This window comes from Amycolatopsis sp. NPDC041971, assembly GCF_055588925.1.
On the sequence record NZ_JBVJCE010000012.1, the window covers coordinates 180,399 to 201,231 of the forward strand.

The following is a 20,833-nucleotide window of genomic DNA, read 5'->3' on the forward strand; positions in this document are numbered from 1 at the left end:
TAAGCGAACGCTCAGTAACTTGTGAGGAGATGTCGATGAGGATCGGGACCGCGATCAGCTACGCCGGTGGTTTCGCCGACAGCGTGGCGGACATCGTCGAGCTGGAGAAGGCCGGACTGGACATCGTCTTCGTCCCCGAGGCCTATTCGTTCGACGCGGTCAGCCAGCTCGGCTACGTCGCGGCGAAGACCGAGCGGGTCCAGATCGCGTCCGGCATCTTCCAGATCTACACGCGGACGCCGACGCTGACCGCGATGACCGCCGCCGGGCTCGACTTCGTCTCCGACGGCCGGTTCACCCTCGGCATCGGCGCGTCCGGTCCGCAGGTCATCGAGGGTTTCCACGGCGTGAAGTACGACGCGCCGCTCGGTCGCACACGCGAGATCATCGACATCTGCCGTCAGGTGTGGCGGCGGGAGAAGGTGGTGCACTCCGGCACGCACTACTCGATCCCGCTGCCACCCGAGCAGGGCACTGGCCTTGGCAAGCCGCTGAAGCTGATCAACCACCCGGTGCGCGAGCGGATCCCGATCCTGCTGGCCTCGATCGGCCCGAAGAACGTCGCGCTCACCGCCGAACTCGCCGAGGGCTGGGAGCCGATCTTCTTCCACCCCGAGAAGGCCGCCGAGGTCTGGGGCGCGTCGCTGGCCGAGGGCAAGGCGAAGCGCGATTCGTCGCTGGGCGAGCTGGACACTTTCGTCGGCACCGCGCTGGCGATCGGTGACGACGTCGACGGGCTGCTGGACCACCTGCGCGGCATGCTGGCGCTGTACATCGGCGGGATGGGCGCGCGCGGGAAGAACTTCTACAACAGTCTCGCTCAGCGGTACGGCTACGAGGCAGAAGCGAAGCTCATTCAGGACCTGTACCTGGACGGCAAGAAGGACGAAGCCGCCGCGGCGGTGCCGGCGGAACTGATCAGGGCGATCTCACTGATCGGGCCGGAGGGTCACGTCAAGGAGCGGCTGGCCGCGTTCCGTGAGGCCGGCGCGACCACACTGGTGGTCAACCCGCTGCTACCCGGCCGTGAAGCCCGTGTGGCGCAGGTTTCGAAGCTGCGCGAACTCATCGACTAGGCAGGTGGGGAGGCGAACCTCTCATCTGTATCGATACGGTATACTTGACCTGCGCGGGTTTGACTTCTTCTCGGTCAAAAAGCGGCCTCCCGGTGGAAAGAGAACGTAAACCGCGCCTGAACGGCGGGAAAATCCGCCATTATCAGGAGTGAAAGCGAGACCTCGGGGGAATACGTTCGCGACGAAGGTGAGGTGCCTCGCGTGCGCAAGCAGATCGGGGAGCCGTCCGCCGCGGTCCTGGACATCGGGTCGTTCAGTGCACGGCTGGTCGTTCTGGCCAAGGGTGGTTCGCCGCTCGCTCCCGCGCTGAGTCACCAGACGCGTCTGCGGCTCGACCGGGAACTCGACGACGGTGGGAATCTGACCCGGCGCGGCATCGACGCGGTCTCGTCCGCGGTCGAAGCGGGAATGACCATGGCCGCCAAACACGGCGTCCGGAACGTGTTCCCGCTGGCCACTTCTTCGATCCGCGACGCGGCCAACGTGAAGCAGGTAGTCCGCGAAGTCGCGAAGGCCACCGGAGTCGAACTGCGGTTCCTCACCGGCCGCCGCGAGGCCGAACTGGCCTACGTCGGCGCGCGCAGGTGGTACGGGGCTTCGGCGGGCGGGCTGCTGGTGCTCGACATCGGTGGCGGGACCGTCGAACTCGCCGCGGGGAACGCCGAAGAGGCCGAGTTCGCGCATTCGCTGCCGCTCGGTGCGCGTTCGCTGACGCGGGACTGGTTCACCACCGAGTGTCCGTCGCCCAAGGTCGTGCGGGCGATGCGCGACCACGTGCTCGACGAGGTCCGCGACGCGATGCAGGACGTCCTGCCGCAGATCCGCGACCACCGCGCCGTCGGCTGCTCCAAGGTGCTGCGGCAACTCGCCCGGCTCGCCGGCGACCGGCCATCCCGTGCCAGGGAACTGCACCTCGACGACCTTCGCGCGTGGATCCCGAGGCTGGCGAAACTACCCGCGAAACGCCGCGCCGAACTACCGGGCATCTCGCGGCAACGCTCGCATCAGGCGCTCGCGGGCGCGATCGTCGCCGAGGCGCTGCTGACGCTTTCCGGTGGGCAGGTCGCCATCTGCCCGTGGTCCACCAGGGACGGACTGCTGCTCGGCCTGCTCGACGGGCTCGTCACGCTGGAGGGCAAACCGGCGAAAGCCGCTTGAAAACTGGCGTTTCCGGCCGTGAGCGGGTACCCCGGACACATGAGGGAAAGCAAAAAGAGCTTCGGGCAGGACGACGAAGAAGGCCTCGACGACCTCCGCGGGATCCAGCCGAAGACCGACGTGCCGAGCGCGCCCAACCGTGACGTCGGCCCGCACGGCACCGAGGAGGTCGACGGCGTGCCGGGCAGCGGCGAAGTGCCCGTCGAACCTCCGGACTGAACTGTCGCGCGTGCCATGAACGGTCCGTTACTTGCAAAATTTGCAAGTAACGGACCGTTCATGGCACGAGAAGGGACCGATCACCCGTCCTTCGGCTGCCTCCGCACCGGAGCGCGGCCCGCGGGCTGCACCGGCGCCGGACCCGGATCGACCACCGGGATCGGCAGCCGCACCGGCTCCGTGGTCACCGTGAACGTCTCACCGTGGTGCGCCAGTTCCAGCGGATCCCCGGTGATCACGTGATACGTCGCGCCATCGCCGTCGATCTCGACCTGGAACCGGGTGCCGCGGAAGGTCAACCGGAACGCGATCCGCCGGAGTTGGGGTGGCAGCCTCGGCGCGAAGGTCAGCCGTCCGCCGTGATCGCGCAGACCGCCGAACCCGGCGACGGTGCCCTGCCAGGCGCCGGCCAGCGAGGCCAGGTGCAGACCGTTGCGGACGTTGTTGTGCACGTCGTGCAGGTCGGTGAGCGCCGCCTCGGCGAGGTAGTCGTAAGCCAGTTCGAGATGCCCCACTTCGGCGGCCATCACGGCCTGCGTCCCCGCCGACAGCGAAGAATCCCGCACCGTCCGCGCCTCGTAGTAGGCGAAGTCGCGCGCCTTTTGCTCCGGGGTGAAGGAATCCCCGCACAGGTGCAGCGCGAGTACCAGATCCGCCTGTTTGACGACCTGCTTGCGGTACAGGTCGAAATACGGGAAGTTCAGCAGCAGTGGGTAGAAGTCCGGGTCCGTGGCCTCGAAGTCCCACTCGTCATGCTCGAGGAACCCTTCGGACTGCGGATGGACGCCGAGGTCCTCGTCGTAGGGCACCAGCATCGCGTCGGCCGCCTTGCGCCACGACGCGACCTCCTCCTCGCTGACGTCGAACCGCCGGGCCACGTCGTCGTGCTGTCCGACGATTTCGGCGGCGTAGAACAGGTTCCGGCGAGCCATCAGGTTGGTGTAGACGTTGTTGTCCGCCACCGCGGAGTACTCGTCCGGCCCCGTGACACCGTCGACGCGGAACCGGCCCCGCCGGTCGAAATGCCCCAGTGACGACCACATCCGTGCGGTTTCGAGCAGCAGTTCCGCCCCGCAGGTCCGCATGAATTCTTCGTCGCCGGTGGCGTTGAGATACCGCACGACGGCGTCCGAGATGTCCGCGCTGACATGGAAGGCCGCGGTGCCCGCCGGCCAATACGCCGAACACTCGGCGCCGTTGATGGACCGCCAAGGGAACGCCGCGCCGCGCAAACCCAGCTGTACGGCCCTTTCCCGGGCTTTGTCCAAAGTGGAGTAACGCCAGCGCAGTGCGTCGCGAGCGGCGTCCGGCATGCTGTAGGTGAGCACGGGCAGCACGAAGGTCTCGGTGTCCCAGAACGCGTGACCGTCGTAACCGGGACCGGTCAAACCCTTGCCCGCCAAGGCCCTCGCCTCGCCGCGGGCCCCGGCCTGCAGGAGGTGGAAGAGCGCGAACCGCACGGCCTGCTGCAGTTCCGGGTCGCCGTCGATTTCGATGTCCGAGGTTTCCCAGAAGTCGTCGAGGAACGCCTTCTGCTCGGCGAGCAGTCCCTTCCAACCGGTCTGCCGGGCCCCGGCCAGCGCGGCCTCGACCTGGGCGCGCACGGCAGGCACCGAACGCTGCGCGGACCAGCCGTAAGCGAGGAACTTGGTGATCCGCAGCCGTCCGCCCTTGGGCACGTCGACGGCGATGGTGAGCCGTGCCAGATCCTCTTCGGCTTCGATCTGCGTCCGCACGCCATCGGAGACGTCGATCTTGTGGTCCATCGCGGCGGCCATCCGCAACCCGGATTTCCGGGTCTGGTGCACCAGCACCGCGTGATACGCCTCCGCGTGGTGGTATTCACCGACCAGCGGCGACTCCAGCGCGGCCGCGACCCGCGGATCACGCGTGTCGGATTCGATCGGTTCGTTCGCCAGCAGATCCGACTGCGCCACCAGCTGGAGCTCGTCGTCGAGCGGTTCGACCTCGTACCGGATCGCGGCGACGGCACGCTGGGTGAAGGAGACCAGGCGTTCGGTCTTCACCCGAACCCGGCGGCCGGTCGGTGACGCCCAGACGGTCTCGCGCGCGAGCGTCCCCTTCCGGAAATCGAGGACGCGATCGTGCTCGGTCGCCTGGCCGTAGCGCATGTCGAGCGGTTCGTCCTCGACCAGCAGGCGGATGATCTTGCCGTCGGTCACGTTGACGACGGTCTGCCCCTCTTCGGGGTAGCCGTAGCCGGTCTCCGCGTAGGGAAGGTCGTGCTCTTCGTAGAAACCGTTCAGGTAGGTGCCCGGCAGGCCGCGCGGCTCGGCCTCCTCCAGCGTCCCGCGCAGGCCGATGTGCCCGTTGGACAGCGCAAACGCCGATTCGGTGCGCTGCAACGCGTCGACGTCCATCCCGTGCCAGCGCAGCTCCCAGGGCGAGACCTCGTAGCCGTGGAGAAACGATTCGGTCACTTGCGGTCCTCCAGGAGTTCGGCGAGGTCGTCCACCACGACGTCGGCACCGTGTGAAAGCAGTTCGCCTGCCTGATGCGCGCGGTTCACCCCGACCACGTAACCGAAACCGCCTTCCTTGCCCGCCTGAACCCCCGCGAGGGCGTCCTCGAAGACAGCCGCGTTCTCCGGAGCGATACCGAACGCCTCGGCACCGGCGAGGAACGAATCAGGAGCGGGCTTGCCGCGCAGGTTCCTCTCGGTGAGCACGATCCCGTCGATCCGCGCTTCGACGAACTTGGTCAGGTCGGCGGCGTCGAGCACCTTCGCGCCGTTGGCCGACGAGGTGACGACGCCGATGCGCAAGCCGGCCGCCTTCGCCGCCTCCAGATATCGGACGGAACCCGGATACGGAGTGACGCCTTCTTCGTCGAGGATCTTCAGGACCAGCTGGTTCTTGCGGTTTCCGAGCCCGTTGACGGTGGCGGCGTCGATGCCGTCGTCCGGGCTCCCCTCGGGTAGTTCGATCCCGCGGGAAGTGAGGAAGGTGCGAACGCCGTCGGCCCTCGGCCTTCCGTCGACGTAGGCCGCGTAGTCGGTGTCGGTGAAGGGGAAGAACGCGTCACCGTCGCGGGTGCGCAGGAATTCGTCGAACGTGCGTTTCCACGCTTCGCGGTGCTGGGCCGCGGTGCCGGTCAGCACGCCGTCGAGGTCGAAGAGGCAGGCCGTGATGGTGTGGGGCAGACCGATCATGTGTCCTAACGCTACCCGTGCTCGCCGGTGCCCGCTCGGCTTTCCGGCGCGACGCGGCCGGCCGGCGTCGGGCACCTGCCTGATCATCGAGTCCTGGAACATCGCGTCGATGACGGCAGTCCCGAGCACTTCGCCCGGCGGGACCACGTGCAGGTGCGTGACGAAATCCGGGTGCACGTTCGCGGCCGCGGCGGCGAAGTCCTTGCGTACGAACAGGTTCTCGAAACAGTCGACGACGATCCTCTTGGCTGTGGTCATGCGGACATCGTTCCGACGCCGTTCGTCTCGTGCTCGTACCGGGATCCGGCGCACGCTGACGCCGTGGCGGGTCAGCGTGGGCGGGAAGACCTGGCGGCGGGCGACCTAGGCCGCGCCGACCTTGCGCTCGAAGACCAGGCCCTCGGCGGCGCGCAACCCGACGCTGATCGCGCCGGTCAGCACCCCGTCGTCGCCCAGTTCGCCCTGGACGACCGAGGGGACCAGGGGAGTGAACGAGCGCAGCGCGCGGTCGATCGGGTCGAGCAGCAGATCGGCCGCGGTGCCGATCCCGCCGCCCAGCACGATCAGTTCGGGGTCGATCACCGCAGCCACCGACGCCACGGTGTACGCGAGCCTGTCCGCCTCCGCTTCGACGGCGCGGAGGGCGAGTTCGTCGCCGTCGCGGGCGAGCCGGAAGACCTCACGGGCCGATTTCGCCGTGCCGAGGCCGAGTTCGCGTGCGCCGCGGACGACGGACTGTGCCGCAGTCGCCTCTTCGAGGTGCCCGCGGACCGGCGGGGCGTCCTCACCCCCGCCCGGCGCGTGCGATTGACCGTAAGGCAGGTAGCCGATTTCGCCCGCCGCGCCCGTCGCGCCGCGGAAGACCTGGCCGTCGACCATCACGCCCATGCCGACGCCGGTGCCGATGGTGATGCAGCCGAACACGGAAGCGCCGCGCGCGGCACCGCGTTCCCATTCGCCGACGGCGGTGAGGTTCGCGTCGTTCTCGACCATGAGTTCCGGGCCGAGGACGGCTTGGAGTTCGTCGAGCAGGCCGGCCTTGCCCCAGCCGGGCAGGTTCGGCGCGTGCCGGAAGCAGCGCTTCGCCGGGTCCGCGACGCCGGGTGAGCCGAGGACCCGCACGACGATGTCGGTCTGGCTCAACCCCGCTTCGCGCACCGTCGCCGCCGCGAGGGCGCCCACCGCGCTGACGAGTGCGGTGCCCGAACGCGCGGTGTTCCGCTCGTCACGGCGGGCGACCACGGTGTGGCCGAGATCCGAGACGGCGACGCGGAGATGTTCGCGTCCGATGTCGACACCCAGGACATATCCGGCCGTGGGATCCGCTTCGTACAGGACGGCGGACCGGCCGGTACCGGTCGAGGTGTGCCCGGTCGCCCTGGCGAGACCGGCCGCTTCGAGCGCCAGTAACGCTTGGCTCACCGTGGGTTTCGAAAGACCGGTGTCTTTGGCGACCTGGGGCCGCGTCGCCGGGCCGCTGCGGCGCAGGAGGTCCAGCACGGCGCGCTGATTGATCTTCCGCATCCCGGCGGGGGTGCCGACGGGCGGATTTCCTGCGCCAACCACGAACTTCGCCTCCTGTCGAACCAAGGTGTTCCACCAAAGTTATCCGGGTCCGGCCCGAAAGGGGCAAGAAGGTTTACATTCGGTGGTTCCCGGTGACGATAAACGTGCCGCGCCGCGAATCGCGCACGCCGCGCGCGAAAACCCGGTGATTCACCCGGTGTCCGGGCGGATGCTCCCAGTGACCGGAAATGGTCTAGACCAGAAGGTTCAAGCGGCGTGGCGACTCGCGGGACGCCGGAATCCCCTGTGCTGGCGCGGCCGTTCGGGGACGTCGCCGGTCTCGTGGCCCGTTTCCGCGAGGTGGGAACCCTGACCGTCGGCCGTCGTCGCGGGACTGGGCCGGTTGCGCAGCCGGTGCTGGCGATTCACCACGTAGAGCAAGAGCAGTCCGGCGACGACCAGCCCGTGGGTGAGCACGCGTCCGGCGGTGACCTGTCCGGTGACGAGGTCGCCCGCCGACAACGCCAGGAGGAGCGCGACGAAACCGGTCAGCGCCGGCAGCTGCCCGGCCGCCGCCTTCGTGCGGACGGCCGCCCAGCCGAGCCCGACGCCGACGGCCAGGTTCCATGCGCTGCTCTCGTGGGAAAGGTGGCCGACCAGCGATTCCGTGGCGTGTCCGGCGCCGTGGTCGTCGACGCCCAGCAGCTGGGCGAAGGCGAGACCGAGCTGCGCGATCGCGACCATGGCGAGCGCGATCCTGGCGGGCCAGCCCTCGCCCGGCGGGGCGGGGGTGCGCTCGAGGATGACGGCGGTGAGGTCCGGGACCGGCGGAGCGGGCCGCAGCAGCATCGTGCGGTGCAGTCGCTCGGCGCGCGCGTGCCACGACCGGCAGGCGGCGCAGCCCGCCACGTGCCGGTCGACCACCTCAGGCGGGGCGGGTTCGGTTTCGCCGTCGAGCCGGGCCGACAGGGCCTCGCGGCAGGTCTCGCACTTCACGTCTCACTTGTCGGGCGCGGGCCTGCCCCGGTTCCCGGGACGCTGCTACGTTTCCCGTATGGCCGGGCCGCGCAACCACGACGACGAGCGGGTGACCGCGCTCGCCCTCGCCGCCGCCCGCGGTGACCGGCGGGCCCTCGAGGACTGGGTGCGTGCCACCCAGGCGGATGTCTGGCGGTTCGTGGCGCACCTCGCCGACGTCGGTGCCGCCGACGATCTCACCCAAGAGACGTACCTGCGCGCCTTCGGCAGCCTGCGCCGGTTCGCCGGCCGGTCCTCCTCGCGGACCTGGCTCCTGTCGATCGCGCGCCGCGTGGTCGTCGACCGCATCCGGGCGGCTTCGGCCCGTCCGAAGCTCGCCGATGTCGACTGGGAGGCCACCGCCGAGCGCCGCGGCGCTCGGCAGGCGGAGGGTGTCGCGGGGTTCGAAGACCTCGTGGAGCTGCGGATGCTGCTCGACGCGCTCGACCCGGAGCGGCGCGAGGTACTCGTCCTCACCCAGGTGCTGGGGCTTTCGTACGCCGAGGCGGCCGAGATCTGCGGTTGCCCGATCGGCACGGTGCGCTCGCGGATCGCGCGAGCCCGCGAAGACCTGCTCGAAGCGGGCCGGGAGCGCGACTCCATCTAACGCATTTCGTCCTCTGAATGCGGTAGTTGCACGCGCAAGTACCGCATTCAGAGGACGAAATGCGGCGTTCGGGGCGCTGGTCGAGCAGCCCGCGCTGTGGCGCGCCACACATTCGGGCCCGTTCGCTGTCACCTCGTCACACAGATGGGCCGGGCCGATACTCCGCGTTGACTAGGCCGAATGCCGGTGCCTAGCGTGTCGCCCTCCGACCCCAGGCCGCGCGAGGGTCCCCGCCTTATCCGCGCGTTCTCGAAGGGATCTTCCCGATGGCCAGTCCCACCACTGGAACCCCAGGCGAGACTCAGGACCCCGGCGGTCTCGGCCGCCGCCGGTTCCTGAGCTTCCTCGTCGCCGCCCCCACGCTCACGATCGCCACGAAGATCGGAATCGACGGCTTCGCGCCCGAAGAGGCCGCAGCCGTCATCCCGACTCTGCCCGGCCCTGCGGAGATCCTCGACCTCGGCGACGTCCTCACCCTTTCGAACGCCCCGACCGCGAATCTGCTCGTCCTCGAAGTCCGCGAAGACGGCCGCGTCCGGCTGGAGCTGCCGCGGACCGAGGTCGGCCAGGGAATCACCACGGCCAACGCGATGCTGGTCGCCGAGGAGATGGACCTGCCGCTCGACCGGGTCGACGCCGTGCTCTCCGACGCCCGCTCCGAACTGCTGTTCAACCAGCTGACCGGTGGTTCCAACACGATGCGCTCGCTCTACACCCCGGTGCGGACCGCGGCGGCCGCCGCCCGCGCCCGCCTGGTCGCGACCGCGGCGCGGCAGTGGGGGGCGAAGGCCGACCGGCTGTCCACAAGGGACGGTGCGGTGATCGCGCCCGACGGCCGCCGCGCGGAGTACGGCGCGCTGTCCAAGCCCGCCGCGCGTGCCGATCTGGGGAAGCTCACGGTGACCCCGAAGGCGGAGTCCGCGCACCGGCTAGTGGGCACGCCTCAATCGCGCAAGGACGCGCGCGCGATGGTCACCGGGCAGCTTGAGTACACGCTCGACCTGGACATCCCCGGTGCGAAACCGGCGATGGTCCGCCGCCCGCCGACGATCAACGGCACGGTCGAGAAGGTCAACAACGAAGCCGCCGTGCGCGCGATGCCCGGCATCATCGACATCGCCGTCATCAAGACCGGAGTCGCGGTGCTGGCGGAGACCTTCGGCCAGGCACTCGACGGCAAGAACGCGCTCGACGTCACCTGGAACGCGGGCACCGTCGACGGCGAGAACAACGCGACGATCAAGAAGAAGCTGCGAGCCGCGACGCTGCCGTTCGTCGTGCCGCCGCTGCTGACCCAGTACGTCGATGGCGAGTTCGACTTCGCCTTCGCCAGCCACGCGCCGCTGGAGACCAACTCGGCGGTCGCCGACGTCCGCGAGGACAGCGCGACCATCTGGTCCGGGATGAAGGTCCCGATCCTCGCGAAGCAGCACATCGCGCGGGAACTCGGATTGCCGGAGAACAAGATCACCGTGCACGTCCAGCAGGCGGGTGGATCGTTCGGCCGCCGCCTGTTCTCCGACGGTGCCATCGAAGCCGCGCGGATCTCGAAGGCGATGAAGCGGCCGGTGCGGCTGATGTGGAGTCGCATCGACGACATGCGCCACGGCCGGGCCCGCGCCGCCAGTCACCACAAGATCCGCGCCACCTTCGCACTCGGCCAGGTGCTCACCTTCGAACACCGCGTCGCCAGCGTGGAGACCGACTGGGGGCACGGGCTCGGCGAGGTCCTGACCGCGTTCGCCGCGGAACTGCCGGTCGGCGGCAACCTGAGCTTCGCGCAGACGGTGTTCCTGCTGACGGTGAAATCGCCGTACAACTTCGGTGTCACCACCCAGTTGCTCAACGAGGTCCCGGTCGACTTCCACACCGGCGCCTGGCGGTCGGTGTACTCGTCGAGCACGCGCGGCGCGGAAGAGATCATGGTCGACGAGATCGCCGCGAAGCTCGGCAAGGATCCGGTGGCTTTCCGGCGGGAGTTCATCAAGAACGACCGGCAGCGCGCCGTCCTGGACAAGGTCGCCGAACTCGGCGAATGGGGCAAGAAGATGCCCAAGGGTTTCGCGCAGGGTGTCGCCGTGCACGGCGAGTACAAGTCGTACACCGCTTGCCTGGTCGAACTCGACGGACGCGACCCGAAGAAGCCGCGTGTCACCAAGGCGACCATCGCGGTCGACGTCGGCAAGCCGATCAACCCGCGGGGGATCGAGGCGCAGATGCTCGGCGGCCTGACCGACGGCATCTCGACCACGCTGACCGCCGGACTGCACATCGACAAGGGCCTGCCGCTTGAGGGCAGCTACTCGCAGTTCCACTACGCGCGACAGAAGAACTCGCCGACGGACGTCAAGGTGTTCGTCATGCCGGAGACGGGCGAGATCGGTGGCGCGGGAGAGCTCGGCGTGCCGGCGCCGGTCGGCGCGATCGCCAACGCCTATGCGCGGGCGACCGGCATCAAGCCCCGCAGCTTCCCGATCGACTTCCCGGTCGACTTCGAACCCTTCCCTCGTTGACTTTCCTTCCCCGCCAAGGAGTTTCGATGCCCAACTACACCTTCACGGTGAACGGGACGACCGTCACCGTCGACGCGCCCGCGGATCTGCCCATGCTGTGGGCGCTTCGGGACAAGCTCGGCGTCCGCGGCCCGAAGTACGGCTGCGGGATCAACGTCTGCAAGGCCTGCACCAGCCACCTCGACGGCGAGGCGTTCAATCCGTGCGTGACGCCGGTGTCCGACTGCTCGGGCAAGGAGGTCACCACCATCGAAGGCCTCGCCGACGGCGATGACCTGCACCCGGTGCAGGAGGCCTGGCTGGAGCAGGATGTCGCGCAGTGCGGCTACTGTCAGCCGGGGCAGATCATGGCCGCCGTGGCGCTGCTGAAGAAGACGAAGAACCCGACCGACGCCGAGATCGACGCGATCGAGAACGTCTGCCGGTGCGGCACCTACTTCCGGATCCGCGAAGCCATCAAGAGCGCGGCCGCGAAGCTGTGAGATCCCGCCGGTGCGGTGGAAATCCCGGTTTTCCGCCGCACCGGCGGAGCCCTTCGGCTTCGGCAGGCCACCTCCGGGCAAGTCGTGTTAGATGACGTCCCCAGGGACTCGACGAGGAGCCCCTGGCCCGGAGGGCGTCCATGCACTACCGAACTGTGCTCCGCGAAGGCTCGGCCGCCGTCGTCGCCGAACTGGCCTTCGAGGTCGAAATGCAGTTGCCAAGCCTCAGCGAGACCACCGTCGCGCAGATCCGCGCCGAGATGCCGGTGTACCGCGACGCGCAGTTCGTGACCCTCACCGAACTGCGGACCTCGGTGCGGAACAACCTCGAGTTCGTCATGCGGACCCTGCGCGGCACCGAGGAACCCGACCTCGCGCAGGCGCGGGCGACCGGGCGCGCGCGGGCGTTGCAGGGCGCGCCGCTGCCGGAACTGCTGCGGGCCTACCGGATCGGGCTCACCGAGGTGTGGAACCGGTTCGTCGAGCTGACCGCTTCGGGCGAGCTTCAGGACCTCCGCGGCCTCGTCGCCGCGACGTCGGCGATCTGGGCGCTGATCGACGACTACGCCGAGGCGCTGACGACGACGTACCGCGACACCACCGCCGAAGTCATGCTGGCGCACCAAAGCAGACGCTCCGCGTTGGTAGAGGCGCTGTTCGCCGGTGGCGCGGCCACCGAGGGCACGCTGTGGGACATCGCGCGCGTGCTGGAACTCTCCCTCGACGGGACCTATGTGGTCGTCGCGGCGGAGACCCCGCGCGTCGGGCACGAACCGTTGCCGAAGATCGAAAACCGGCTCCGCGACCGGCATCACGCGTCCGCCTGGCGGCTCACCCCGGACCTGCAGGTCGGGGTCGTGTCGATGCGGGATCCGTCGGCGTCGGAGCTGATCGTCGAGTTGCTGCGGGAGAACCAGACCGGCCGGATCGGGGTCAGTCCGGTGTTCACCGGCCTCGGGAACACCTCACGCGCACTGCATCTCGCCAGGGTCGCGCTCTCCAGCATGATGCCGGGGACGACGGGAATGGTGCAGTTCAACGAATCTCCGCTCGCCGGTCTGGTCGCCAGCGCGCCGGAAGCTTCGGTCCAGCTCGCGCACCACGTGCTGCGGCCGATCCTCGACCTGCCCGGCGACGACCGGAACGTGCTGTTGCTGACGTTGCGGGCGTGGTTCGAATGCCAGGGCTCCACGAAACTGACGTCGGAGCGGATGTTCTGCCACCCCAACACGATCCGGCACCGGCTGAAGCGGATCTCCGAGGAACTGGGCCGTTCGCTGACCGACCCGGCCGACATCGCCGAGCTCGGCGCCGCCCTGCGCGCGCTCCACATGTTCCCGGACACTTCTCATCTGCCCTCGCCGAGGGATCCGCTGCGCTAGGTTTCCCCCATGAACGAATTCGCCATCGGTGGAGATCTGGCCGTGCACCGTCTCGGTTTCGGCGCCATGCACCTGCCGACCGAAGCCGGCCCCGCGCGTGAGGCGTCCATCGCCTTGGCGCGAAGGGCCGTGGAGCTCGGCATCACCCTGATCGACACCGCGCACCTGTACGGCGGCGGTGCCAACGAGGAACTCCTCGCGGAAGCGCTGTACCCGTACCCGGACGACCTGGTGGTCACCACCAAGGTCGGTGTCGTGCGGACCGGGGACGACTGGAAGTACGACGCACGGCCGGAATCGCTGCGCGTGCAGGTCGACGAAGGGCTGCGGCGGCTGCGTGTCGAACGGATCGAGCTGCTGCAACTGCACCGCATCGATCCGGAGACCCCGTTGGCCGACCAGCTCGGCGCGCTGCGGGACCTGCGGGACGAGGGCAAGATCGGCCGGATCGGGCTGTCCGAGGTCACCGTGGACGAACTCGCGCGGGCACGTGAGATCGTGGACATCGCGAGCGTGCAGAACCGCTACAGCCTGCTCGACCGCGAGCACGAGGCGGTGCTGGACGCGTGCGAGTCGGCAGGCATCGCTTTCCTGCCTTGGCGTCCGGTACTAGGCGCCGCGTCGGAGGCCGGTTCCGAACTCACCGCCGTCGCGGCGGAGCTGGGGGTGACCACGGCACAGGCCGGGCTGGCGTGGCTGCTCGCCCGGTCGCCGGTGATCCTGCCGATCCCGGGGACGGCGAACGTCGCGCACCTGGAGGAGAACTTCGCCGCCGCGGAGGTCACACTGACGGCCGAGCACCTGGAGCGCTTGGGGAGCTGAGCAGTTCCCGGGTCCGCGCTTGCTCTTCGGGCGTCCCCACCGGCATCAGGATCAGCTCCGTCGCACCGGCCTCTTCGAGTTCGCGGATCCGTGCCCGGACGAACTCCTCGTCGCCGGCGAGCACCGTCCCGCCAGGGCCGTCGACCCGGTCGCGGGTGAAAATCGCTTGGTACGCCGGGATGTTCGCCGCCATGCCGTAGTTCTCGGCGACCCAGTTCCGCGGCCCGTCGGGGTTGTGGGTGACGGAGATCAGCTGCCCGGTGATGACGCGCGGTGCCGTACGCCCGGCCTCCGTCGCCGCTTTCGTCAGCGTCGGGACGATGTACTCGGCCAGCGAGCGTGGCCCGGCCCAAGTGGACACCACGCCGTCGGAGCAGGCGCCGCTGACCTTCAGCGACAGCGGGCTCAGCGCGCCGACGACGACCGAAGGTGGCTCGGCGCCGGGCGCCTCGACGGTGCCGACAGCGGTCAGCGTCTCGCCGTGCACGTCGGCCTTTTCGTGGTGCAACAACGGGTAGAGCGCCTGAAGGTACTCGCGCAGATGCCGGACAGGGCGGTCGAAGGAGTAGCCGTACTGGTCTTCGATGATCGGCCGATGGCTCAGCCCGACGCCGAGCGAGACCGGCGCGCCCGTGGCGGCTTGTAATGTCAAAGCCTGCGCCGCCAAGGAAATCGGGTGCCTCGGGTAGGTGGGCAGCACCGAAGTGCCCAGCGCGAGACCGGGGGCGGCCGCGCCCAGCGCCGTCAACGCCGTGAGGGCGTCCCAGCCGCCGCGCTGCGCGAGCCAGATCGCGTCGTAGCCCAGCCTGGCGGCTTCTTTCGCTTGCGCGACGACGTCGCCGAAGGGGACACCGATTTCGTCGAGGAGGATTCCGGTCCGCATGGGCGGCTCCCGTCAGTAGGCGCGCCGGAGGTTGGCGTGGTCGATTTCCGCGGTCGCGCGGAAGAGGGCGATGGCGCCCGGTGCCGCCGCGCGTACCTTCGCGGCGGGCGGAGTGGCCGTCGGCTGGAAGGCGTGGGCGACGGTGTCGGCCAGCAGGTCGGCGGCGGCTTCGGGATCCGCCGAAGGGGCGAGAAGGAAGCCGTGCAGGACGGCCTGGTAAGCCTTCGCCAGGTCTTCGACCTCGATGTCGGTGCGGATCAGGCCGTGCTCGGCTTGCAGTTTCAGGTAGTCCAGGAACGCCTCGTGGTGCCGGGGGTCCTGGTTTTCGTGGAGCTTCGCCGCGAGCTTGCCCAGCACGCCGGAGTCGGCGAGGTAGGGCGCGTGGAGCAGGGGCCTGCGCACGACGTTGAGGAACTGGGTGCGGGTCATCCGGTGCAGCAGGGTGAGGTCGGGATCGTCCTCGATCGCCTGTGCCAGGTTCTCGATGGACCGCGCCGCCTCGCGCAGCATCACCGCGAGGAACAGCTGTTCCCGGGTTTTCCAGTGCAGGTAAAGGGTTCCCTTGCCGACGTCGGCGTGCTCGGCGACGTCCTCCACGGTCACCCGCCGGTAGCCGTGCCGCAGGAGCAGGTCCGCGGCGGCGTCGAGAATACGTTCGGCGCGTTCCTGCCGGTCCTCGGTCACGCGCTAGTTTATGACTGATTTTGAAATTTGGTCAAGTGGCGGACGGCGGAGAGTGGGCACTCGAGGTGTGGCCAGGCTTGACGGCCTCCACGAGCACCCGCCGGGAGTGCGCGACGAACTTCTCGTCGGCCTCGATCATCCGATGGAGGTCCGCGAGCTCGTCGTGGTAGTTCTCCACCTCGAAGCCCGGCACGATCCAGATCACCTTCCGCCAGGCTGGCCGCGTTGACCCGGGGACCGGTGACGGCCGCCGGGGTCGTGTACGCCTGGAGCGCGTCGACGCGTCGACGCAGCCGGGGCGGCATCACCTGGACGACCTTCGTCAGCGCCCGGACCGAGGTCTCCTCGATGCCTTCCACCGAACCGCCCGCCGCCGTCCGCAGGCCGACGGCGATCGCCACGGCCTCCTCGTCGTCCAGCAGCAGCGGCGGCATGACCGTCCCCGACCGCAGCTGGTACCCACCCGCGACGCCGCGGCTCGCGTTGACCGGATAGCCCAGTTCGCGCAGTCGCTCGACGTCGCGTCGCAGCGTCCGCTCGCTCACCTCGAGTTTGTCGCTCAGTTCAGTCCCCGACCAGAAGCGGTGTGTCTGCAGCAGTGACAGCAGCCGCAGCATCCGCGCACTCGTATTCGCCATGAATCCAGGTTCGCTCCGATTCCGGTCAGAATGTGGCCGGAATTGACTTTAGCGTTGTTTCCATGACGATGACACTGGATACGCCGAGCGATGCGACCTCGGAAGACGCGCTCGTGGCGAAGCCGTACCGCTGGCGCTGGCCCGCGCTGTTCGTGATCCTGACCGGCTCGGTGATGGAACTGCTCGACATGACGGTCACGAGCATCGCCGGACCGGTCATGCGGGCCTCGCTCGGCGGTGGCACGGCGATGATCCAGTGGCTCGGCGTCGCCTACACCCTCGCGATGGTGTCCGGCCTGCTCACCGGCGGACGGCTCGGCGACATCTTCGGTCGCAAGCGCATGTTCCTGATCGGCGCGGTCGGCTTCGTCGTCGGCTCGCTGTTCTGCGCGATCGCGGTGAACCCGGAGATGATCATCGCCGCGCGGGTGGTGCAGGGCCTGTTCGGCGCCGCGATGATCCCGCAGGGCCTCGGCATGATGAAGGAGATGTTCACCGGAAAGGAGCTTCAGTCCGCGTTCGGCCTGTTCGGCCCGGTGATGGGGCTCGCCGCGGTCGGCGGCCCGATCCTCGCGGGCTGGCTGGTGGACGCCGATCTCTTCGGCACCGGCTGGCGGATGATCTTCCTGATCAATCTCCCGATCGGCGCGCTCGCCGTGCTGGCCGCGCTGAAATTCCTTCCCGAGTCCCGTCCCGGTGGTTCGCTCACCCTCGACATCCCTGGCGCGCTGCTCGCCACGACCGGTGCGCTGCTGATCGTCTTCCCGCTGGTACAGGGCCGCGAGTACGGCTGGCCGCTGTGGACGTTCGCGATGATGGCCGCCGCGGTCGTGGTGTTCGGGGTCTTCGCGTGGTTCGAGAAGCGCAAGAGCGGTCGCGGCGGTGACCCGCTGGTGGAACCCAGCCTGTTCCGCAAGCGCAGTTTTCTCGCCGGGATGGCGACCGGGACGATCTACTTCGCGGCGTTCTCCGGTTTCGGTCTCGTCTTCACGCTGTACCTGCAACTCGGGCTCGGTTTCTCGCCGCTCAAAGCGGGGTTGACCGGGGTGCCGATGTCGCTGGGGATGATCGTCGGGATGGGCCTGGTGCAGGCGGTGCGCAAGCACGGCCGCAAGGTGCTGCACACCGGCGCGCTGATCATGGCCGCGGGTGTGGTCGCGCTGCTGCTGCTCCTCGGCCCGGAAACCGGTCCGTGGTCGATCGCCCCCGCGTTGCTGGTGGTCGGGATCGGCTCCGGGCTGATCATGGGACCGTACTTCGAGATCGCGCTGTCCGGAGTGGAACCGTCGGAAGCCGGATCGGCGTCGGGCGCGCTGACCTCGCTCCAGCAGGTCGGTGGCGCGCTGGGGATGGCGTTGCTGGGCACGGTGTTCTTCGACGCCGGGACCGCCGAACCGACCGACGCCGCCCAGCGGACGTTCTGGGTGGTGGCGGTGATGGTGATGCTCACCTTCGCGGTCGGGTTCCTGCTGCCCAAGCAGATCCGCGACGTAGAGTCGGCCGGGTAGGCGATCGAGCTGGGAGGCCGCGTGGCTGGGACCGGGTACTTCACATCCGTCGAAGACGTGACGGCGAAGCTCGCCGACACCGGCTACCTGGCCTCCGCGGCCGTCGCCACCACGGTGTTCCTCGCGGACGCCCTCGGCAAGCCGTTGCTGATCGAGGGCCCCGCGGGGGTCGGCAAGACCGAACTGGCGAAGGCGGTCGCACAGGCGAGCGGCTCCCGGCTCGTGCGGTTGCAGTGCTACGAAGGCGTCGATGAGTCACGCGCCCTATACGAGTGGAACCACGCGAAACAGCTTCTCCGGATCACCGCCGGCAAGGACGAGACGTGGGACGAAGCCCGCACCGACATCTTCGGCGAGGAATTCCTCCTGGCCAGGCCGCTGCTGACGGCGATCAAGGGCGACGAGCCGACCGTCCTGCTCATCGACGAGACCGACAAGGCCGACGTCGAGATCGAGGGGCTGCTACTGGAGGTGCTCGGCGACTTCCAGATCACCGTCCCGGAACTCGGCACGATCACCGCCGGGCGCAAGCCGTTCGTGGTGCTGACCTCCAACGCGACGCGCGAACTTTCCGAGGCGCTGCGGCGGCGCTGCCTGTTCCTGCACATCGATTTCCCCGACGCGGCACTGGAACAGCGCATCGTGCGGCTCAAGGTGCCCGGCGTCGACGACGCGCTCGCGGCGTCCGTGGTCAAGGTGATCACCGCGCTGCGGGCGATGGAACTGCGGAAGGCGCCGTCGGTCGCGGAGACCATCGACTGGGCCCGCACTCTGCTGGCGCTCGGCGCGGACAGCCTCGGTGAGGACGTCGTCCGCGCGAGTCTCGGCGTGATCCTCAAGCATCAGGAAGACGTCGTGAAGGCGGACGCGCGGCTGGAACTCGGCAAGGTCCTCGACTCGTGAGCGGTGTGCCGGGCAGGCTCGTCGAGTTCGTGGAAGCGTTGCGGGAACACGGGATCCCGGCGGGTCCCAGTGAGACGGTCGACGCCGCGGCGGCACTCGAAGTGCTGGGCCTTGCCTCCCGCGAGCAGATGAGGGAAGGGCTCGCGGCGGCGCTCGTCCGGCGCGGCGGCCAGCGCGCGGTGTTCGACGCGACGTTCGACATCTACTTCCCGCTCGGCGTCGGCGCGCCCTCGCAGGACCCCGTCGAAGACCTGGCCGCGCTGCGAGACCGGCTCGCCACGGCGCTCGCCGCCAACGATCAGACGGACCTGACGCAACTGGCCGGGCTCGCCGTCGACCTGCTCGGGGAGTACGGCGGCACGGCGGGCACCGGCGGCTGGTCGGCGCACCAGACGCTGGAACGGCTCCAGCCGCAAACCCTCGTCGTCCGCGTGCTGGAAGCGATCCGTGCGGGAGCTTTGAGCGATTTCACTGACAGACTGGACCGCGACGACGTCCGGCGGCGGGTCGAAGGCTTCCGGGGAATGGTGCGGACCGAAGCACGCCGCAGGGTGGCGGAAGTCCGTGGCAGGGAACGGGTTTCACGGCACGCCGTCCCACCGGCGGCCGACCGCGTCGACTTCCTGCTCGCCAGCCGCGCGCAACTCGCCGAACTCCGCCGCGTCGTGCGGCCCCTGTCCCGCAAGCTCGCCACCCGGCTGGCCGCCCGGCGACGGCGGCACGCGCGCGGGCAGATCGACCTGCGCCGGACGCTGCGGCGCTCGTTGTCCACCGGCGGCGTCCCGATGCGGCCGTCGTACCGGCGGCACCGGCCGGGGAGGCCGGAAATCGTGCTGCTGTGCGACATGTCGGGCTCGGTGGCCGGTTTCGCGAACTTCACCATGCTGCTGGTGCAGGCCTTGCGTGACCAGTTCAGCAAGGTGCGGGTGTTCGCGTTCATCGACGCGTGCGACGAGATCACCCACCTCGTCGACACCGGAGCCGCCGATCCGGAGGACCTCGGCGCGCGCATCCTCGCCGACGCGGAACTGACCCGCTGGGACGGGCACAGCGACTACGGCCACGCGCTCGGCGAGTTCGTCGAACGGTACTCGGATGCCGTGGGGCCCAAGACATCCATGCTCATCCTCGGGGACGCCAGGACCAACGGCGGCGACCCGAACCTGGCGGCGGTACGCGCGATCGCCGCCGCGGCGAGGCATACGTACTGGCTCAATCCCGAGCGGACGGCGTTGTGGTCCACCGGGGACTCCGAGGCGCACGCCTACGCGGAGGTCGTCGAGATGTACGAATGCCGGAACGTGCACCAGCTGACCCGGCTGGTGACGCGGCTGCTTCCCGCCTAGGGCTTCAGCGCGGCCTTGCCGTAGGCGTCGGCGTTGCTGAACACTTCTTGCCCGTACGCGGTGGAGTTGTTGTAGGTCAGCACGGCCGACCACCAGCCGGTGGGTTTGCCGAGGTCGCCGCCCCGCGCGCACAGGTACCGCGCGGTCGTCAGCGCGGCGTCGTCGATGTTCTGCGGATCCGGTGCGGCGCCGTCACCGCTCGCGCGGACGCCGTACCGCTTCCAGGTGGCGGGCAGGAACTGCATCGGACCGACCGCGCGATCCCACTTCGGGTCGCCGTCGAGGGCGCCCTTGTCGGTGTCGACGATCGCCAGCACACCGGGGGAGCCGTCGAGCGGGATGCCGATGATCGGCGGCGTCACGACCCCGTCCTCACCGGCGCGGGAGCCGTCGTGCCGGGCGTGCTGGGACTCGGTCCGGCCGATCCCGGCGATGGTCGCCCAGGTGATTCCGCAGCGTGGCGTGGTCGTCGCGGTCTTCACGGCCGCGTTCACGTACGCCCGCAGCGCGCGCGAAGGTATGTCCGTGTTTTCCGACACCTTTGCGATCCAGGCGTCCTTCGCGGGCTCCGCGGGCAGCGGTCCGGCGTCGCCGGGGATCGCCGAACGCGGGGCGGGTTTGAGCGCGGGGACGACGAAGGCCGGTTTGACCGGCACCGGCTCGCGGTCGGTGAGGCTGACCACGACCCATACGGCGCCGGCCACCAAGGCGCCCACGACCAGCAGCGCGAGCATCACACAGCCACGCGGGCCGCGCCTCTTGGGCGGTGGTTGCCACTGGTCCATGAAATCCAGTGCCGAAGGGGACGAAGCGGTCACCGGTTCCACGGTACGTGACGGTTGTGGAGAACTTGTGTGGCCCGCCGTCCGGGTGAGCCGGGCCACCTCCCGCATTTCGTCCTCTGAATGCGGTCCTTG

18 protein-coding genes and 1 pseudogene are annotated in these 20,833 nt (G+C 69.2%); 11 read left to right on the top strand and 8 right to left on the bottom strand.

All coding sequences use genetic code 11. From position 1 onward, the window contains the following. The first annotated feature begins 35 nt into the window (after positions 1–35). From ACZ6DT_RS23815 to ACZ6DT_RS23825, 3 genes are all read left to right on the top strand, one after another. A complete protein-coding gene (locus tag ACZ6DT_RS23815; protein WP_465598959.1) occupies positions 36–1,076 on the top strand; it encodes an LLM class F420-dependent oxidoreductase in 1,041 nt (346 codons plus the stop codon). A 201-nt stretch (positions 1,077–1,277) separates the two neighbouring features. Continuing rightward, positions 1,278–2,234, top strand: coding sequence for a Ppx/GppA phosphatase family protein (locus ACZ6DT_RS23820; protein ID WP_465598961.1), 957 nt, complete (start codon positions 1,278–1,280; stop codon positions 2,232–2,234). Positions 2,235–2,273: 39 nt separating this feature from the next. After that, positions 2,274–2,453: a hypothetical protein gene (locus tag ACZ6DT_RS23825; RefSeq protein ID WP_465598963.1), complete on the top strand. Its 180-nt coding sequence runs from the start codon at positions 2,274–2,276 to the stop codon at positions 2,451–2,453. An 80-nt stretch (positions 2,454–2,533) separates the two neighbouring features. Here ACZ6DT_RS23825 and ACZ6DT_RS23830 read toward each other — a convergent pair whose 3' ends face one another. The 4 genes from ACZ6DT_RS23830 to ACZ6DT_RS23845 form a co-directional block, all read right to left on the bottom strand. Beyond that, positions 2,534–4,894: a glycoside hydrolase family 65 protein gene (locus tag ACZ6DT_RS23830; protein ID WP_465598965.1), complete on the bottom strand. Its 2,361-nt coding sequence runs from the start codon at positions 4,892–4,894 to the stop codon at positions 2,534–2,536. Then, positions 4,891–5,625 (bottom strand): HAD family hydrolase, encoded by a 735-nt coding sequence (locus ACZ6DT_RS23835; protein WP_465599173.1) that lies wholly within the window; start codon positions 5,623–5,625, stop codon positions 4,891–4,893. Before ACZ6DT_RS23835 ends, ACZ6DT_RS23830 begins: the two co-directional genes overlap by 4 nt. A gap of 363 nt (positions 5,626–5,988) precedes the next feature. Beyond that, a complete protein-coding gene (locus tag ACZ6DT_RS23840; RefSeq protein WP_465599174.1) occupies positions 5,989–7,149 on the bottom strand; it encodes an ROK family transcriptional regulator in 1,161 nt (386 codons plus the stop codon). A 249-nt stretch (positions 7,150–7,398) separates the two neighbouring features. Continuing rightward, a complete protein-coding gene (locus tag ACZ6DT_RS23845) occupies positions 7,399–8,127 on the bottom strand; it encodes a zf-HC2 domain-containing protein (protein WP_465598967.1) in 729 nt (242 codons plus the stop codon). Between the two features lie 58 nt (positions 8,128–8,185). Here ACZ6DT_RS23845 and sigC point away from each other — a divergent pair, with 58 nt between their 5' ends. From sigC to ACZ6DT_RS23870, 5 genes are all read left to right on the top strand, one after another. Beyond that, complete coding sequence (gene sigC / locus ACZ6DT_RS23850; RefSeq protein ID WP_465598969.1) at positions 8,186–8,755, top strand: RNA polymerase sigma factor SigC; 570 nt, start codon at positions 8,186–8,188, stop codon at positions 8,753–8,755. A 266-nt stretch (positions 8,756–9,021) separates the two neighbouring features. Then, entirely contained in the window at positions 9,022–11,268 is a 2,247-nt protein-coding gene (locus tag ACZ6DT_RS23855; RefSeq protein WP_465598971.1) for a xanthine dehydrogenase family protein molybdopterin-binding subunit, read from the top strand. Between the two features lie 26 nt (positions 11,269–11,294). Next, entirely contained in the window at positions 11,295–11,750 is a 456-nt protein-coding gene (locus ACZ6DT_RS23860) for a (2Fe-2S)-binding protein (protein ID WP_465598973.1), read from the top strand. 140 nt (positions 11,751–11,890) lie between these two features. Next, on the top strand, positions 11,891–13,132 hold the full coding sequence (locus ACZ6DT_RS23865; RefSeq protein WP_465598975.1) for a PucR family transcriptional regulator: 1,242 nt from the start codon (positions 11,891–11,893) through the stop codon (positions 13,130–13,132). Between the two features lie 9 nt (positions 13,133–13,141). Further along, the gene (locus ACZ6DT_RS23870; RefSeq protein WP_465598977.1) at positions 13,142–13,954 is read left to right on the top strand and encodes an aldo/keto reductase; all 813 of its coding nucleotides are present in this window, start codon (positions 13,142–13,144) and stop codon (positions 13,952–13,954) included. Here the strand turns inward: ACZ6DT_RS23870 and ACZ6DT_RS23875 are convergent. From ACZ6DT_RS23875 to ACZ6DT_RS23885, 3 genes and pseudogenes are all read right to left on the bottom strand, one after another. Next, entirely contained in the window at positions 13,914–14,837 is a 924-nt protein-coding gene (locus ACZ6DT_RS23875) for a TIGR03564 family F420-dependent LLM class oxidoreductase (protein ID WP_465598979.1), read from the bottom strand. The genes ACZ6DT_RS23870 and ACZ6DT_RS23875 overlap by 41 nt on opposite strands. 12 nt (positions 14,838–14,849) lie before the next feature. Then, positions 14,850–15,521, bottom strand: coding sequence for a TetR/AcrR family transcriptional regulator (locus ACZ6DT_RS23880; RefSeq protein ID WP_465598981.1), 672 nt, complete (start codon positions 15,519–15,521; stop codon positions 14,850–14,852). Positions 15,522–15,733: 212 nt separating this feature from the next. After that, positions 15,734–16,159, bottom strand: a pseudogene (locus ACZ6DT_RS23885) (helix-turn-helix transcriptional regulator); the annotation flags it as partial. A 62-nt stretch (positions 16,160–16,221) separates the two neighbouring features. Between ACZ6DT_RS23885 and ACZ6DT_RS23890 the strand changes: the two are divergent. The 3 genes from ACZ6DT_RS23890 to ACZ6DT_RS23900 are packed head-to-tail and all read left to right on the top strand — an operon-like array spanning position 16,222 to position 19,916. Then, positions 16,222–17,667, top strand: a complete 1,446-nt coding sequence (locus ACZ6DT_RS23890) for an MFS transporter (protein ID WP_465598983.1) — start codon at positions 16,222–16,224, stop codon at positions 17,665–17,667. 21 nt (positions 17,668–17,688) lie between these two features. After that, positions 17,689–18,570 carry an AAA family ATPase gene (locus tag ACZ6DT_RS23895; protein WP_465598985.1) on the top strand — a complete coding sequence of 294 codons (882 nt, stop codon included), beginning with the start codon at positions 17,689–17,691 and terminating at the stop codon, positions 18,568–18,570. Then, on the top strand, positions 18,567–19,916 hold the full coding sequence (locus ACZ6DT_RS23900) for a vWA domain-containing protein (protein ID WP_465598987.1): 1,350 nt from the start codon (positions 18,567–18,569) through the stop codon (positions 19,914–19,916). Before ACZ6DT_RS23895 ends, ACZ6DT_RS23900 begins: the two co-directional genes overlap by 4 nt. Here the strand turns inward: ACZ6DT_RS23900 and ACZ6DT_RS23905 are convergent. Continuing rightward, complete coding sequence (locus ACZ6DT_RS23905) at positions 19,913–20,734, bottom strand: lytic transglycosylase domain-containing protein (RefSeq protein WP_465598989.1); 822 nt, start codon at positions 20,732–20,734, stop codon at positions 19,913–19,915. The two genes, ACZ6DT_RS23900 and ACZ6DT_RS23905, sit on opposite strands and share 4 nt — an antisense overlap. Between the last annotated feature and the right edge of the window lie 99 nt (positions 20,735–20,833).